The following is a 17692-nucleotide window of genomic DNA, read 5'->3' on the forward strand; positions in this document are numbered from 1 at the left end:
ATTCTCAGAATACATTGAATCCTGTATATAAGATATAAGAGACATTGTTAAATTTTCAATAGATAAAAGATAATATTCATCAATTATATCTTTTTTCCCTTGTTGTTTTCTTACTTCTTGTAAAAGAGCATTTAGAATTAATAAGGAATCTTGCTGCTTTCCTATTTCTGCTAAAAGCCCAGCTCGTTTTACTTGCCAAATAGGAGCAGCATCAGTTGTATCCCAATTTTCAATTCTTTCAATAAAGTTTTTATAATCATATAATAAACTTGCATATAATATTCGCTCGTAGTTATATCTGTGTTTTTGCGATAAAGTCATATTAGGGATTATATCATCCAATATCACCTCTAATATTTCACACTTTTTTTTATTTGAATCTTCTCTATAAGACCTGTAAAGACCAAGAACAAGTTCTATAGCTTTCTCTTGTACAGCTCTATCAAAAGAATCAATTTTTATTTTTTTTAAGTTTTCATCCAGTCCTAAAACTTTCTCATATACTTTTTGCATATTCGTATATAAAGGATAAAAACATTTTTCCCAACGCCAATTTATTTCATAAATGAATCTAATTCCCAATTCTGAATTTGAAATCTTTAAAGTTGACAAACGAGGAATTATTTCAGAAGTTCTATGGAAAAGCCATTCTCTTTGATTTTTTGGAAGAATAATCCATCCAGGATATGATTTTCTTTCACTTTCAAGTTTTTTACAACATTCATCTAAATTAATATCTTTAGATTTGATTGTTAATAATCCTTTTGCCCATTCTAATTTGTCTTTTATTTTCTTTTCCATTAATTCTTTTATGAAAAATGAAAGTAAAGAACCTTTATCTGCCTTTTCAGAATCTTTGAATACAGATAAGTCAACAACATTGATATTTCTCTCGTAAAAAGCTTTAATTTTGCATTAGAAACACTATCTAGTGAAATCAAATAAATCTTATTTGTCAGTTTTGTTCCCAAATTATCCCTAATCCATCCTATCCAGTTTAGAAAATTTGGGTCTGTTCCTGAAAATCCAAAAAGAACTAAAATATTTTCTACTAATGCCTGTTGAACGGTATTTACAAAAGCTGCATGAGTTTTAGGATATGCACGATATTGCTCTTCTGTAATAATAAAAGGAACTGTAGAAGGAAAACTTCCATGTAATTTTACAATTCGAGGTCTTATAGCATTTACTAAATCATAATCTTTAGTAACTAAAGAATAATGCTTTACACCTATATCTTCTGAAGCACGTTCTAACAATGTATCATAATTTGTAGTAAACACATCTGTCCAATTTAATTTTAAAAAGTTCTTATGCAAATCTGACGGTTCATAATCCATATCTGGAATCGAATCTATCAAAATTTGATTCAATGTATTTTCTCCAAAATTAGCAGAAACTTCACCCGCAAGTTTTATGGGATCTTGAAACAAACAGTTAGCATTATTTGTATCCATGCCCAACTTTTCCATGAACTTAAGTCCTAAATCATTCCACAATGGAATTTTCTTCTCAGTCTCAAATTTCGGCTTTGCATTCATGCTAAACCCTGTTCCAACCATAGCAGCAGCATGACCGCTCCATATTTTTTCAGCAATTTCATTTATATAGTTTCTGATATCTATTTCTTGATTTGTCATTAATTTCCTCCTCTTATTCCATCACCCTTACATTCTTTTCAATATACTCTACTTCCTCTGATTCAAGTCCAACCAAGTCATATAATTGTTTATTCAAATCTTTTGAAAAATCGATAAGTTTGTTCTGGTTTGTATAGTCCATTATATCAGGGACCTTCTTTCCAAGAGAAGTTAGTGCTTCATCAGTCATCAAGAACATAAAACGTATGAGATTTGCATTTGCGTATTTAAAGAAGTTTTTTGCTTCTATTTCAGTCTTAAAAGATGCCAATGCTACACGAGAACGTCCAAAAGCTGAATGATTATCAATAATTTCTATTTGATTACTGCGACCAGCCTGCCCACCTGGATGGGCACTTGAAACTACAACCTGAAATTCATCAATGTATTCAACATTTGTTTTTAGCAAACTTTTATTAACAATGAACCACTGAGTTCTTCCTGCAGAACCAGATTTATCATTTACTAAAAGTTTTACTTCTTTCTCGCGGTCTAAGCCTTGTGATTCAGAATAAGGCCGTACTTTATCTTGGTTATCTTCAACAAAACTGCTTTCAATACCGAACAAACTTCTTGGTAGTATTCTGTCAAACAAATAATGCAAACCATATTTACAAACAAAATAGGAAACTTTATTTACGATAATTCCATGTTGTGGATTTAATGGAATTAACTCTTCTTTTGGATAATCCAAATGTACTTCTTTAGTAAATTCATTTTCATGATATACATAAAGAAAACCATCATCCTTTTTATTCTTATTTTTTAAGACAATAGAAATTCCATCATCCAAGCCAATATCCTTAAATAATTCTTGTGAATTTGGATAGTAGTCAATTCGTTGAAGAGACTTGTCGTTTATTTGTTCAAGTCCAAATTGTACGAATCCTTTTCCTTTTCCACTTCTGTGTATCCATCTTCCGGCTGGATAAATCAAAGATGTATACTTTGATGTAAGTGAATCTGCGACCATTTGAAAATAGTGAAAAATATTGGTTCTAGGAGCTTGTCCATTAGTTGCTGATGTTTTCTGAATTGTTTCTTCCTGATATGGTGGATTACCTACAATAGCATCAAATTTCATATCTCCATTTTCATCCTTTTTCCAATAATTTGTTTTGCTCACTTTGTTTATAAAATTTTCCGGTTTATTTTTCAGCTGATTCACAAAATCTTCAAAGTAATGAGCGTTTACTTTGGCATCACTGAAACCTGCTAGAGTACGCTGTGCAATCTTTTTTGCCATAGGCGTTTTGCAGACCAGAAAAATATTTTCTACAAGAACTCGTTTCCACAAATCTTTTTCCATTTCGCGAGTTGGCTTTGGTCCAAGTTCCAGTTTCGCACGAGTACGATACACGCTGTAAGCACAATATAAAGCATATAATCCGCTTTTTGAATTGATTTCAAGAATGTGCGCATTCTTCTTGAACACTTCATTCGTAATCTCATTTTGTTCAATCAGTTTTGGTTCCGCAATCTGCTCGGTGTAATCTTTGTTGTAAAAGCACCAACCGCCAATACTTTGTGAAAGATGCATGGTTACAACTCGCCACGGAGTAAGAACAGTTTCTTTGTCGGGATTTCGGAATGTAGCAAAAATTGCACTTATGCGTTCAATCCGCTCTTCTATACTCAATTTATCCGCAGCACGAGTCATTTCTCTAATTTTTACACCAGATTCACGGAACACATCTGGATCATAATATTTTTTGAACTGAGCAAATATTTCTTTTGTAACACCTTTCGGCATGAACTCTTCCCAAGAAAGATCATCTACAAGGTCAGAAAAATTATCGAGTGTAATAGTTTTTTCAAATCCATCAGGTTGCTTTAAATCTGCTCCATATATCAAAAGTGGCATTCTAATGGAAATACCACGCAAAATAGAAACCGCTGTGTCGCGGTTTTTCTTTATTTCTTTTTCACGCTCTAAAGCTTCCTGCTGTTCCGGTGTAATTTCCTTTGGCGGCTTCTCACGAATTTCAGGTTGTTCCAAAAGCTCATATTGCTCATCTGTTAAACCTTGTGCATTTATATTTATGTCGCCAGTTTTGCCTTGTGCTTTTGTAGAACCGATAATCTCTTTAAGTTTGCTGAATTCTTCCAGGGCAAGCCTGTCCATGTGCATAAGCTCGTCATTGTAAAGGTAACTGTCTTCAAATCCGTTTTTAACAACACGCTCAATGTATGCTTTTTTAAGCTGACCGAGCATTTTCTCTGTGTTGTAGGCTTGCATCTGACTACCTTCAAAACCAATTATCGGACAGAAGTTTAAGAAGTCACCAAGAATCTCACGGTCGTCCTGTGTAGTCTTTCCAGCCTTGCTGCTTATTTTTGCTGTTTCTGCGATAACTTTGAGCATACGGTCTGGGGCAAAGTCAAAAACAAAACATTCTTCTTTTTGCTTTCCACCAATTACAGCCGGAGTTTGTACACGGAAAATGGTCTGCATATAAGTGCTTGCAGCAGTGTTGAAACTACCGGAAAGCATAAAACATGCAGTCCACGGTTTTACGCTTACTCCTGTAGTAAGGCGCCCGCAAGAAAGCGTAATCGAATAAGTTTCTTCTGGGTGAGTGCCTATTGCCTTTTCAACTTTCTTCAGGGCTTCTTTTTCTTCTTCCTCTTCGTCACCATCACCTGCTACATTTGCAATGTTGAACTGACTGAAAACAGGATGTTCTTGTAAGAGTTTGCTCAAGGCTTTTGCTTCTTTTACACCTGGAATCATCCAAAGTGAGTGTCTGAAATTCTGTCTGTATTCCTCTGTAGAGAAAGGATAGTTTGATTCAGCATCTTCTTTTGTAAGCAAATCCAAGAATTGACGTACATTTGATTCATGAATGAAATTTCCTTCTTTATCAACTCTAAAAAACTCGCGGAAGTTGAAAGCAATGTCTTCATCTGCATATTCTGGATATAATTTGCCAAGATTATAAGTATAAATACTGAGTTTTGGAAGAACAGAATATGGGTTCGGGTCTCCCTGATGAATTTTATCCCATTCAGCTTTAGCCCGCTGTTCCATTACATAATCCCATGTATAGATTTCTTCTTCTTTGAAATCATCCATAAGATTAAATGGCGTACCAGAAAGATGAAGGATTCTTGTTTCATCTTTTTTACAGGCAGCAAGAACAGCTTTTCCAAGTTCTGTCTGAGTACCTTCATGAGCTTCATCTATAATTATCAAATCCCAATTTATGTTGAAGATTTCTTCATTCTTAGCAAACTTACCGCCAACAAGTTCAGAACCGCGCATATCCTGAATTGATGCAAAGTATATGAAATGGTAATCTTTCATACCGCTTTTTGCAGCTGAATGAATCATTTCATGAAAGTTTTCCTCTTCTTTTGGATCTCCGCCATTCTTTTTAGAGAAATAATAAAAATCTGCTCTGTCATAGAAAATTTTACTGTAGTCTTCAAACCAACCAGAATCAACAACCGGTCTATGTGTCAAAATGAGTGTCCGGCTATAATTCATGCGTTTAACGACTTCAAGAGTTGAAAGAGTTTTACCAAACCTCATTTTTGCATTCCAGAGCATCTGATGGCTTCCACCAGATTTTTTGAACTGCTTTATTGTCTTTTCGATAGCTTCTGTTTGTTCAGGTCTGAAAATAACAGGGCTCCTATCTTTAGTTATTTCACTGGCATTAAGAGATGTTCTTCCTTCTTTAGCAGCAGCTATTGCTTTTTTAACGGTTTCAAGATCGGTATAAAACCATTCATTTGCTTTATGCTTAGTGTCAAAAATTTTTCTTTTTATTCCCGAACGAACAAGAATGTCATGAATATCATGGTCTTGGAAAACTATAAGATTCTTTCCTTGTATATAAGCGGTTGCTTCTGTATATAAAAGTTCAAAAGTAACTCCTGCAGTTTGGGTCTGGTGGCGAATTCTATCTTTAGCAGCAGCATTTAATTCTTTGGAATTTGGCTCAAAAGCAAAATAAGCCATTCCTGCATTACAAGATGCCTCACCGATTTTAAGAATGCCTTCATGTGCTGTATCATTGATGCGGTAAACATAAATCAATTTTTGCTCAAATGCCTGATTGAAAATCTGTGCCATTATTTTGCGCCTCCAAATACCATATCAACAAATCGTATATTCCTATGAGTTTCCCAGTCTTTGATTTTGCAGTAAATTCCGTTGTGCTTTCGGTTGTCATTCTTTTTACAACCAACACATTCTTTTGAAATGACAATTGTTTCAAAAAGAGTTTCTTCTGTTTTACTCTCTATAGAACAACTATTCGGAATAACATATTTTATTCCATCCATCTGCCAGATATTCCAGGCAATTACTTTTGCAAAGCCAAGTAAATCCTGTGTTTCAAGTTTTTCGCCAAATTTTGCTTCATAGTGCTCGGCAATTGTAAATAAAAGATTCTCTCTTGCAATTAAAACATTGTCCCCCTGCCAGTCAAAACCATAAACATTCTGAACTGCACTATAAGCCCACTTAATCCAATCTTCACGATTTTCTATATTTTCATTAACTATCCTAAGTTTTCTGTCTAAGATTCCGATTCTGTTTTGGACTTCTATGAATTCGCCAGTTACAGCATCATAGCGACTTGTAATATATGGAGCTTCACCACAGCTCATTTCAAGTCTTTTTGAAAGAACATAATCATGCCATGTTTTATTTTCAGGGAATGCAATATTTTCTTTGTTTACTTCCCAAGATTTTTCTTTTTCAAAATTAAAAACATCTTTTCGTCCAAACCATTCTTTATCAATTTGATTGTTTTGCATGTTGCAAATCCAAGTTGGTGTAAAGACTTCTGCTTTCTGTCTAACACGCCGTTGCTGCTCTTCCTTTGATTTTTCAACGCGCGGTTTTATAATTCCGCCGTGACGTGAGGTAATTAATTCAATTTTTATTTCTTTTTCAGCTGTATATGAAAATCCATATTTCGAATAATTATCTGTTGCCCAGATAATGTTATTACCAGTTGTCTTATCTTTTAAAAGAATTGCCAATAATTCGGTATCAATTTTGAGAAGCTCGTTTTCTTTTATATCAATATTTTTTTCTAGACACATTTTTTTCGTACTTCGATTGATTATACCACGAATTATGACTTTAATTTTATATTTTTCACCATCTTTTCCGCATCATCAAGCATTTTCATTTCCATCTTGATTTCTTCGTCATCCTGTTCATCAGCTTTTTGAGCTTCAAAGGCTTTTCTGCGTTTATCAAACTCAATGTAGATTTCTTCGACTTTTGATTCCATCTGCTTATTTGAGCGGTGTCCTTTATCTTCCAGCAATGGCAAGTCATGGTCGGTTATGAGTTTGTCTACATTTTCTTCCCAATAATGGATGGTCAAATCTTTGCGCATTTTTGCACGGAATTCTGCACTTTCCAAAAAGATTGTTACGATTCGGTTTAAAGAATCAAGCTCGTCTTCTGTAAGATAGTTTTTGCTTGTGTAAATATCCTGTTTGCGGACAACTTTTCCTTTCCAACTTGTAAGGTTCATGTTTGGCTTGGAACTGTCAGCACGAGACAATATGAGTTCTGCTGCTGTCTGTCTTGTAACTGCATAAATCAGTTTGTTTTGGGTAGCCGCAAAGAACATCTGTGTTGCCTTATCTGTTGAATCATAATCAGAAGAAAGTGCAAACAAATCACGGACTTTCTGATAAAATCGTTTTTCACTTGCCCGGATGTCGCGAATTCGTTCAAGAAGCTCGTCAAAATAATCCGGGCGACCGTCTGGATTTTTTAAACGTTCATCATCCATGACAAAGCCCTTCTGCAAGAACTCCGTAAGATTTTTATTAGCCCATTTTCTGAACTGAGTACCGCGGACACTTCGAACACGGAAGCCGACAGCCAAAACCATCGGAAGCGCATAGTAAGTGACATTATAGTTTTTACCGTCTGCGGCAGTTGTTAAGTAATCCTTAACAACTGATTTTTCTTCCAACTCTTTATCTTGTAACACATTAGATATATGCATGCTTATATTTGGCTTAGAGGTGTCAAAAAGTAAAGCCATCTGCTGCTGGTTCATCCAGATTACGCCGTCTTTGGAATACAGTTTTACATCAGCTTTGCCGTCGTCAGTGTTGTAGATTATCAAACTTGTATTATTTTCCGTCATTTTTTTCCTTCATTCACCATTATACCACGACTTTCACAAAATTTGCACTCACCTACACCACATGTAAAAACCTGCTTAGTTTCCCCCGTAAAACCAGTAAAGAATCACCCCCGTAATACTGTAAAGACTCACCCGCAAAACCTGCTTAGCTTCACCTGCAAAACCTGCTTAGTTTCACTCTCAAAACTAGCTTAGTTTTCCCCATGAAACCTGTAAAGTTTCACATATAAAACCTATAAAGTTTTTCCCCAAAAAAACAGCAACTCTCCCCGTCTAAAACCAATAAGACCCCACAACAGGCTCTAACAAGCCCCATTTTGCAAGAATTTCCACCAACAGACTCACTAAACTACTAGTTTTGGGAGCGTTTTTTTCTGCTATCTTGATTTATGTCAGCAGGGAGATTTGTAGACAAACTTCTACATTTGACAGGATTTTTTTCTGTTATCTTTAGTGACATCGGGGCGTTGCCCTGAAATAAATCCCACCCAGGGAACCGTCACCCTTAAAAATGACGGAAGGACATTTTATGGTAAATATTGCAACAAAACGCGAGACTAACTTCGCAGTGACACTCACACCTTGCAATTTCAAGAAGAACACTTACATCGCGCATGTGCCTAGAAAGACGGTCACTACTGACCAGATTCTTGACCTTGTGGCGACACACAACCTGGGAATCGACCGCTATCAGGTCGGGCACGCGATGGAGCTGCTCAAAAAGGAAATTCTTGAGCAGGCGGAACTGGGCTTTGCGGTAGACATCATGGAAATCTGCAAGCTCTACATCGCGCCGATTTCTTCAGTAAAGTCGCTCACGCCGGAAGCGGAAAGCGTTACTGGATTTGAGGCGAGATTTGCCGCAAATGACGGGCTCAAGGAAAAGCTCAAGACTGTCACGGCTTCGGTAACGGCTGTCGTTGACTCAGCTCCGCAGATTTCACAGATTGAAAATCCTGTGGACGGCTCTTCTGACGGAAAGCTTAGGGCAACCTTCAGCGCAAGGCTCAGGGGAAAGAAACTTCAGGTCGGCGGAGAATCAGGCGGAATCTATTTTATTCCGGCTGAAGAAGACGGAACTGCAAATCAGGACGAAACTGAGTGGATAAAAGTGCCGGATGAGTTCGTGACAAAGAATTCTTCGACAATCCTTGAATTCTATCTTCCGCGAACGATTCCGACCGGGGAAAGCTATTTCATTGCCGTAAGGACTTCAATCCGCGGTAAAACGGAACTGAAGACCCCGATTACAGGTTTCAGCAGGATTCCTGTTACTGTAGAAGAATAAAATTATGCGGGCGGGAGTGCAATTTTCACTCCTGCCCTGCTTTCTTTTTTATGGCGTTTCTTTTCCTTAAATGCTAGAATAAACAAACACAAATTTTTCTGGAGGCTGCATGTTGCGGACAGTAAAGTTTCCTTCTATTATAACTATTCTTTGCTCTGTATTTTTAGTATTTTCAGGCTGCGGCAGTTCATCTGATGAAGCTTCAGAGCTTCCCTTCATTCCAAGCGGTGACTTAGGAAAGAACATCACAATCGACGGAAAGACTTTTCTTAAGACCTCATTCGCAACCGTGATTGAAAAAGGCTCTTCCGTAACTATTCCTTCAGAAAAATATCCCTGCATTGGTAATGTCTTCATCTGGGACAGAACAGTTACTATAAACAGCTATGAAATTTCAAGATTCGAAGTGACACAGGAACTCTACGAATATGTAATGAAAAGCCTTCCCCTAGACGACAGCGACAGCCGCTACAAAAACGAAGTCCAGAAATACCGGCCTGCCATCGGGATGAGCTGGTTTGATGCCATCGAGTTCTGCAACAAGCTCAGCAGCCTCTGCGGATACGATTGCGTTTACACCATGACCAAAATCAGCCGCAAAAACAACCAATCCTACATACAGTCAGCAAACGTCACCTGTGATTTTTCCAAAAACGGATTCCGACTGCCGACAGAAACTGAATGGGAATTTGCCGCAAGAGGTGCCGGCAAAAGTAGCACGGACTGGAACTACAAGTATCCGGGCTCTGACAACCACAAAAAGGTCGCCTGGTCAATTATGAATTCCGCCGGCTACAGCGATGACGACATTCTGCTAAGAACCCATGAAGTCGGCTTAAAGCAGCCTAATGCGCTCGGGCTTTACGACATGGCGGGAAACGCGGGAGAATGGTGCCAGGACTACTGGAAGTGCAAGCAGCCGGGCTATGAATCTACAATTCCAGGGGGTGACACTCACAACTACATAAATCCAGTTGACCACGCGGGAACTTTTACGGATCCTGTTGTAGACAGCTCCAAGTATGAGTCAAGGGTGGTCCGGGGCGGAAATTACGCTTCCACAGCGCCATATGTTGAAAATAACAACAGATATTTTTCATACCAGTACCAGAGTGCCAAAAACACCAGCACTCCGCAAACAACGGCAGGCATCAGGCTCGTAAGAAGGCCATAAAATCTTTTTTTGTGACAAGACTAGTTAATTTTTATTCCATCAAAAGCTTCCTGCAGAATCAATGCACGAAGATATTCGGTTTTGAGAGTTTTATTGTCTTTTATGTCAGCCGGAAGATTAAAATTCCTGCTCTTCAATACAAACTGTAAATGCCCGGTTTGTATGCGATATAAAAGCGCACATAAGGTCTCATCATCGATTTCACTGAAAAAACCTAAATGCTTTCCCCATTTTAGGTCAGAAATCACTTCTACGGCTTCGCGGTCTTCCATTAAAGAGGCGAATTTTACTTTTGCATAAGAACGGAAAATTCTGTTGCGGAGCTCAGTCTGTCGTGTTTTGAGAACGACATTTCTTTCACGGCGCTCATTTTCTGCAAGGAATTTTACGGCGGCGACAAGACCTGCAATCTGGTCAAGTTCATTCCCGTTACCAGCGGTTTTTGTTGAAATCTGATAGTAAAATCCTAATGATGATGAAGGCAAAGAACCTGCACCAAAGCAATCACTTACAACAATTTCTTTTGTATTTAAAGCGTTGAAAAGCTCAAGAATTTTGCCAGAAAAAGAAAGCGACGGTAAATGAACACGGCAGGAAACTTTCATTCCGCTTCCACAGTCAGATATTGCTGAGGTAAGATAGCCCAGCTCATAATCAGCGGCAAACTGAATCGAGTTTTGAAGCTCATCATCAACTTTAGCGACAAGATTAAATGCCGCATTTCCATCAAGACCTGGAACAAAAGAAGAGAGCCTTACATGATCTTTTGTATTGATTGTGCATGAGACTTTACCGTCAGTGCGAACAATCACACCACTTCCATTTTCTTTTGCGAAATTTGAATCAAGAACACCGCGTTCTTCGAGAATCTGCGCCCCCAAATCATCAAGTTCACTCGCAATTACCCCCTGATACTTGTCAGGTTCTTCGCAATGAGAAAAAGAATCAAATACCAGAGTTTGTACACGAAAGGCATCGTCATCCTTAAATTTTGACGGGAAAGGAAAATTGGCAAGGTTTCGTGCTAGCCTGACTCGTGTAGAAAGAACGACATCGTTCTCCGGGCCATTGTAAGCATACCATGCATCGTTTGCAATATTCTGTTTTTCGCTCATCAGACTTCTCCGCCTGAAACAGGTGATTTCTCAAGAGCTTTTAAATAATCACGATAAACGGCAGCTTTTTCATAATCTTCCCGTTTTAAAGATTCTTCAAGTTTTGCCTGAATTACGATTCGATCTGTAAGCACAGAACGGAAATTTTTGAGCCTTTTTGGAAGCGTTCCTTTATAAGGTGGAATAACGCCAATTTTCTTGAACACATCTTTTACTTCATTTTTGAAGATAGCATAGCATTCTGGACAGCCTGCACGCCTTGTCATTTTTATTTCGTTTACGCTGCTTCCACAAACGGGACAAAGCCTGTTATCCTGAGATTTCTGTAAATTCTTTCTTCCTAAAATGGAATCAAACAATGCCGCAAGAGAACGCCCGATTGTCTTTGAATCCGGCGATACACCATGTTCCTTTGCACATTCAAAGCAGAGATTGAGTTTTCGTTTTCCATTTGCGTTTGTCTGTTCAATAAAAAGTACGGCAGGATTTTCACCGCACAAATCACAGACCGGAACTTGTTCCATTAAATTATCCCCAAATAAAGATATTCAAAATTATACCCTAACGGCAAGTTTTTCACAATAAACAAACTGTTTTATTTACTGTCTGTCGAGGCCGGCGTTTACAAAAATCGAATCCTGATACCAGTCGATTATCATGCTGAATTCCTTTACTTTATATCCCGGACATTCTGCATGAATCTTCATGATTTTGCCGCTCACAAATTCTTTTTGCGGGACAAGTTCAAATGGAATGTATCTTCCATTGAAAAGAACTGTAAATTTTGTTTTATTTGTGAGGATTTCATTGGTTACGGCATCAAAGGCCCTTGTCTGAACCGAGACAGGACGAACAATCCGCTGGAGATTGTCAAAATTAAGATTTGCAGGCTCTCCGTTTACAGCAAAACTTGACCACATCACATAAGAACCTATAAGAACTTTTACACGATAAAGTCCATCTTTTAAGTAGACAGGTTTTATTGAAAGATATTTTACATTAGATTTTGATGAGGTTGATACGGTTTTACCGCTTTTTGACCTTGTTATGATTCCTTCGGCTGTTTTAAAATCACGCTGGCTGCCCTTTACTTCAGGAAGATTTGGATCTCGCTCATCAAAGAAATATGCCTTAACTGGTATGTCCATGCCATAGATGTTGTTCTGTATTCCTGCAACAGGCGTGACAAGATTGAGTGTGACCGGTTTATACCATGGACTTAAAATCGAAGCATGGAAAATTCCTTCGCTCCAGGCATATATTCCTAAAATTCCGGTTATTGCGGCACATGCGACATAACTTGTTATTTTTACCCCAAGACGACTTTTTTTCTCGAATTCGGGGAGCATGAACTGATTTTTTGAGAGAATAATCTGTGCAAGCGAAATTCTGACAGCATGGGTATCATAATCCCGGAGATATTTTTTTATGATTTTAATGATTGAATCAATTGATTTGTAGCGTTTTTCGGGATTTGCCTTGAGCATTTTACGAATCATGCGACAAATTACGACAGGAATTGACGAATCTATCTTCCGAGGATTGATATATTTCCCTTTTTTGATTTTTTCCAGATTTTCTGCACTGATTTGAGAAGCAAAAGGTTTTGAGCCTGTGAGCATCTCATAAAGCATTACGCCCATGGAATAAATGTCTGCACGGTTATCGACTGAACGCGAATCAGAAATCTGCTCAGGACTCATGTAGGCCGGGGTTCCAAGGGTAACGCCAGTCTGAGTAACATCATCTGCAACTTTTGAAACGATTTTATCAGATTTTGTGACCGCGATTTCTTCAATCTCATCACTTGCGGCAATTCCAAAATCAGCAAGTTTTACTTCGGCACGACGGCTTATTAAAATATTTGCGGGTTTTATGTCACGATGAACGATTCCACGGGCATGAGCGAATTTGAGTGCATAACAGGCATCAAGGAATACAAGCAGAGAAAGCTCGGTTCCAAGCGAAACCTGTTTTTCAATCACCTGTGCCAGAGAAAGACCGTCAACGAATTCCTCTACGATGTAATGGCTGTTGCCCTCAACAAAATAATCAAAAAGATGGACGATATATGGACTCTGCATGTCGAGAAGAATCTGAGCTTCCCTCTTAAATCTTTCGCGGATTGTCGCATTTCCCTTGATTGTAAGCTTTTTAAGGATTACAAGACGCTTTAAGGTCGGATGAACAGCCTTGTATACAGCCCCCATTCCACCTTTTGCAACAAGACCGAGAATTTTATACTTTCCGATGTACACAGGAGATGCGCTTGATTTAGCACCAGAGGCCGTTTTTGCAATAGAAGCAGAAGTTTTTCCAGATGGAGTGGAAGCCTTTACTGCAGGAGATTTTTTTGCGCTTACAACAGTTTCATCAGCCATAGATTTACCTTCCTACCTCAATAATATCGCTCTCCGGATTAAATTGTTTTTCTGTTCGAATAATGGCAATTTGCTCAAGGTCAGGGGTATGAATCTGCACCAGCTGGCCGTTCTGACGAAGTGCGTATTTACCTAGAACAGGCCTGTGCCCAGATAAATAAACTGCATGTTTACACTCCTTTTCAGAGAGCAATTCCTTAAACATATGCTCCACCGTACCTGATTTAGCAGCGTCATTTGCAGTCCATGTCAAGGCAAATGTGAGCATAGAGCCATTTTCGTGATAATTTATGATTTCGTTGCGAGTGAAAAAATCGGCAGGTTCTGCATGGCTGACGACACAATTTTTGAATGCGGCACATACAGGCAGTGATTTTTCAAAAAAACTTATTTCATGAAGAATAAGGTCATCATATTTGTGCTGCAAGAACTCTGCGACCATATTTCCTTCATCACAAAACTTTCTGAACGGAACATTTCCGTATTTGGTTCGGTGATCTTCGTTAAGGACATTTTCGTGATTTCCCTTCAAAATATGAAAATGACTTGCAAAAGCTGATTTTAACGAAAGAATCATTTCCAAAAGAGAGAGATTTTCCTTCATTTCTTCGGTCATGGGTTCGTTTACATAATTTCCGCCATTTGACTGAAGAAATGCCTCTTTCCATCGTTGTCTGCCACGGTTTTCAGAGTGAAAAATATCACCTACACAGCAGACTAAAACTTCACCGCTCTCTAAAAGTTCAAGAATTGATTTTCCAGATAAATTATAATCAAGCAAATCCAGCAAAAAGTTTCCACGGCCATGTAAATCAGGAACAATTATTACCGGGCGTGAATGAAAAGCCGAATCCGTAAAATCAAGAAGTCCTCCGCTCTTTCCATCATCAGCAACCGGGCGATAATCAGAACTTTCGCTCTCAAGAACAGAAATTCCCGCTTCCAAAAGCGACAGAAGCACTTCATGTGAAGGTAATTCTTGAGAATCTAGATAAGACTGTAAAAGAGAACGGAGATTTGACAAAAAATACCCCAGTACTAAATTTTACGACATCACGAGAGTTGTCGCACCGATTGTGATTTTATCGCCAGGATTAAGCTTGACATATTTATCAGGCGGAATTCTGTGTCCGTTCAGAAATGTTCCGTTTGTGCTTTTTTCGTCTTTTAAAAAGTATGCGTCACGGATTTTCTGAATTGTAGCATGAAAGCGACTGGCAAGTTTGTTGTCAATGACAATTGAGCACTCTGTAGAACGCCCGATTGTCATCTTTGCAACAAGACTTATTCTCTTTTGATTGAACATGAGATATGAAACCGGCGAGCCTTCAGCGACCTTTTCAAGATGCTTACCAACAGGACTTGTTGTAGCAATAGTAGTATCTTCCATAGAATTAATTATAACACAAAAAACAGAAATTGGCAAAAGAATTGGCTTTTAAGCAGCTGCTTTAAGATTAAAGAGAATTCCCCTCATTTTAAAAGGAAGTCCACTTTCGTATGGTTCCTAGAATTTCATCAAGAGGTCTATACACAATTTCTGTTTTCGGTATGCTTGAGGTAAACATCCTTCCATATGATTTTTCGATAATCCTCCTGTCTAAAGCAACAACTGCCCCTCTGTCATCCCCTCGCCTGATAAGTCTTCCGAATCCCTGACGGAATTTTATGACAGCTTCGGGAACACTCAGTTCCATGAATGGAAATCCCCCACGATTTGCTATTTGCTCACTTCTAGCCACAAAAACGGGATCAGACGGAACCCCAAACGGCAATTTTACGATAATCACAAGACTCAAAGACTCTCCCGGCACATCAACACCTTCCCAAAAAGAATCAGTCGCAAAAAGAACGCTTGAAACATCTTCCTTGAATTGCGATAAAAGCCTGAATCTGTCATCGTCTCCCTGCTTCATAATCGTAATGCCTGAAGAACGGAGTTTTGTCCTTGCCGTATCACAGGCATGCCGAAGAGAATCATAAGATGTAAAAAGAACGAGTGTCTTGCCCCCAGCAGCTTCAATCATGCGAACGATAGAATCTTCAACAAACGCTTGAAAATTTTCATTGTCAGGAAATGGTGCATCGGATGGAACGGCAAAAATCATGTTTCGGTCGTAGGGAAAAGGCGATTCGAATTCGCCGCTCTTCACCCTTTCTTTTTCCACAAAACTGATTCCAACTCTTTTTTTCCAGAAATCAAACGATCGGCTTATTGAAATTGTAGCTGAAGTACAGACAACGGTCTTCATTGGTTCAAAAACGCCTTTATTCATCAAAGGCGCAATATCAAGCGGCGTTTCATTGAATTCATAATAGAAAGGATTCCCGCCATTTCCGGCAGCAAGAGTTTTTGCAAGAACCGGAGGCAGTCGTTTTGCCTGAATCCAAAAAACATGATCTTCATGCTCTTCCCAGGAATAAAAATTCTGGCATACGACGACGATATCATCCAGTCTTCTGAGAACGGCTTTTGATTCATAAATCACAGAATTATCCAGATCATCCTCAGAGATTCCCTCAATAATCTCCCGCATAAGTCCAGTTACGGTTGCAAGATGCTGCTGAAGGACAGCGATTTTTTGGAGAATTGAGCTGAACCTTGGAGCCGTTCCCCTAAAAAGCCGGATATTTAGCTCATACCCTAAAATCGAAGCGGCTTCTTCTTCAAGTTTAACGATTGCATCTTTTGTAAGTTCGATTTCATTTTTAACGGTGTCAGATTTGTCCTCGATTTTCGAAAGCGCACTCAAAGAGAACAGAAAGCCTGTTGAAGTTGTCTTTCGCTGTCTGTATAAAAGATTCAGCTGTTTGATGATTCTAAATCGATTTATAGAATTTGAAAAAAAACTTGTCGCCGCATCCTCAATTCCATGTGCCTCATCAAAAACAATGCGTTTATATGGAGGCAAAACAGCAGTATCATCATAACCGGCACCGTTCATCCGTGATTCAATATCAGCAAAAAGCATGTGATGATTTACGACAAGAATATTGGCATCTGCTGCTTCCTTTCGAACCTTCATAACAAAGCATTTTTCACGGAATTTACATCGCATTCCCATGCAGGCATCTGCCTCTGAATTCACCCGCTGCCAGAGATTTTCCGGCGGTAAAAAACTCAAATCGCTTTTACTTCCGGTCTTGCTTTCTTTTGCCCATGAAGAAATTTTATCAAAGATTTCTGTTTCATCGCTGAACAAATCCCTTTCAGCTCCAACTTCGTTAAGTCGTCTCAAACATACATAATTCTGACGGCCCTTTATAAGAATCGACTTTACTTTTTTTCCAATGATTTTTTCGGCCTGCGGTATGTCTTTTTCAGAAAGCTGCTGCTGCAAATTGATTGTACCTGTAGAAATAACAACCCGCTCTTTGTTTTCCAATGCCCATAGCATCGCTGGAATAAGATATGCAAATGATTTTCCGACTCCGGTTCCAGCCTCAAATACACCGACAGATTCACTGTTAAAGCTTTTTGTGATTTCCTTTACCAGCTCAATCTGGCTAGGCCGTTCTTCGAACAATGATGAAATTTTTGCAAGTGGCCCTGACTTTGACAAATATAATGCAGTCTGTTCAGAATCCAGTTTTTTTATAACAGTTGGCTTTACAGGTTCCATTACCACATAAACTTCAGTAACTGAATTATTGATTATGTAAAATCCCTGTGCCTTTTCTGATGCATCACTTGCAACCATTAAATCGGCATCAGAAGGCTGAAGAAAACCATTTGGATGATTATGAATTAAAACAGAAGCCGTACGGGCTTCAGAAAAATTAACTGGAACAGAATCAGAATTTCCACGGCTGGCAGCCTTGACGGATACAACAACTCCAGCTTCATTGATGATTCCTACAAAAAAAACTTCGTTACCGCCAGCTTCTTCAATCTGCCGGCGCATTTCAATTATGACGGCAGACGAAAACCTTCTGTTAATTTCCATGCAAGCATTTTAGCAA

Annotated in this window: 13 protein-coding genes; 2 read left to right on the top strand and 11 right to left on the bottom strand. The window is 38.6% G+C overall.

The features are described 5' to 3' along the window. The 5 genes from Q0Q74_RS11020 to Q0Q74_RS11040 all read right to left on the bottom strand — a co-directional run. A partial coding sequence (locus tag Q0Q74_RS11020) for a hypothetical protein (RefSeq protein ID WP_294430832.1) occupies positions 1–801 on the bottom strand: 801 nt, incomplete at its 3' end. An 8-nt stretch (positions 802–809) separates the two neighbouring features. Then, entirely contained in the window at positions 810–1640 is an 831-nt protein-coding gene (locus tag Q0Q74_RS11025) for an SIR2 family protein (RefSeq protein ID WP_294430834.1), read from the bottom strand. Positions 1641–1653: 13 nt separating this feature from the next. Next, positions 1654–5721 (bottom strand): Eco57I restriction-modification methylase domain-containing protein, encoded by a 4068-nt coding sequence (locus Q0Q74_RS11030; protein WP_294430836.1) that lies wholly within the window; start codon positions 5719–5721, stop codon positions 1654–1656. Continuing rightward, positions 5721–6701, bottom strand: coding sequence for a restriction endonuclease subunit M (locus Q0Q74_RS11035; RefSeq protein ID WP_294430837.1), 981 nt, complete (start codon positions 6699–6701; stop codon positions 5721–5723). Before Q0Q74_RS11035 ends, Q0Q74_RS11030 begins: the two co-directional genes overlap by 1 nt. Before the next feature lie 32 nt (positions 6702–6733). Further along, on the bottom strand, positions 6734–7771 hold the full coding sequence (locus Q0Q74_RS11040) for a virulence RhuM family protein (RefSeq protein ID WP_294430838.1): 1038 nt from the start codon (positions 7769–7771) through the stop codon (positions 6734–6736). A gap of 529 nt (positions 7772–8300) precedes the next feature. On the opposite strand from Q0Q74_RS11040, the gene Q0Q74_RS11045 reads away from it, so the two are divergent. Continuing rightward, positions 8301–9059 carry a DUF4469 domain-containing protein gene (locus tag Q0Q74_RS11045; RefSeq protein WP_294430840.1) on the top strand — a complete coding sequence of 253 codons (759 nt, stop codon included), beginning with the start codon at positions 8301–8303 and terminating at the stop codon, positions 9057–9059. 109 nt (positions 9060–9168) lie between these two features. Next, complete coding sequence (locus tag Q0Q74_RS11050) at positions 9169–10233, top strand: SUMF1/EgtB/PvdO family nonheme iron enzyme (RefSeq protein WP_294430842.1); 1065 nt, start codon at positions 9169–9171, stop codon at positions 10231–10233. 20 nt (positions 10234–10253) lie between these two features. Here Q0Q74_RS11050 and Q0Q74_RS11055 read toward each other — a convergent pair whose 3' ends face one another. From Q0Q74_RS11055 to Q0Q74_RS11080, 6 genes are all read right to left on the bottom strand, one after another. Next, positions 10254–11348, bottom strand: coding sequence for a hypothetical protein (locus Q0Q74_RS11055; protein WP_294430849.1), 1095 nt, complete (start codon positions 11346–11348; stop codon positions 10254–10256). Beyond that, complete coding sequence (locus tag Q0Q74_RS11060) at positions 11348–11872, bottom strand: UvrB/UvrC motif-containing protein (protein WP_294430851.1); 525 nt, start codon at positions 11870–11872, stop codon at positions 11348–11350. The genes Q0Q74_RS11055 and Q0Q74_RS11060 overlap by 1 nt, the downstream gene beginning before the upstream one ends. Before the next feature lie 75 nt (positions 11873–11947). Beyond that, on the bottom strand, positions 11948–13729 hold the full coding sequence (locus Q0Q74_RS11065; protein WP_294430852.1) for a serine/threonine-protein kinase: 1782 nt from the start codon (positions 13727–13729) through the stop codon (positions 11948–11950). A gap of 4 nt (positions 13730–13733) precedes the next feature. After that, positions 13734–14753, bottom strand: coding sequence for a metallophosphoesterase (locus Q0Q74_RS11070; RefSeq protein ID WP_294430853.1), 1020 nt, complete (start codon positions 14751–14753; stop codon positions 13734–13736). Between the two features lie 21 nt (positions 14754–14774). Continuing rightward, complete coding sequence (locus Q0Q74_RS11075) at positions 14775–15119, bottom strand: FHA domain-containing protein (RefSeq protein WP_294430855.1); 345 nt, start codon at positions 15117–15119, stop codon at positions 14775–14777. Positions 15120–15207: 88 nt separating this feature from the next. Then, complete coding sequence (locus Q0Q74_RS11080; protein ID WP_294430857.1) at positions 15208–17676, bottom strand: helicase C-terminal domain-containing protein; 2469 nt, start codon at positions 17674–17676, stop codon at positions 15208–15210. Positions 17677–17692: the final 16 nt, after the last annotated feature.

It is taken from the genome of uncultured Treponema sp. (genome assembly GCF_946187725.1).
GTDB lineage: Bacteria > Spirochaetota > Spirochaetia > Treponematales > Treponemataceae > Treponema_D.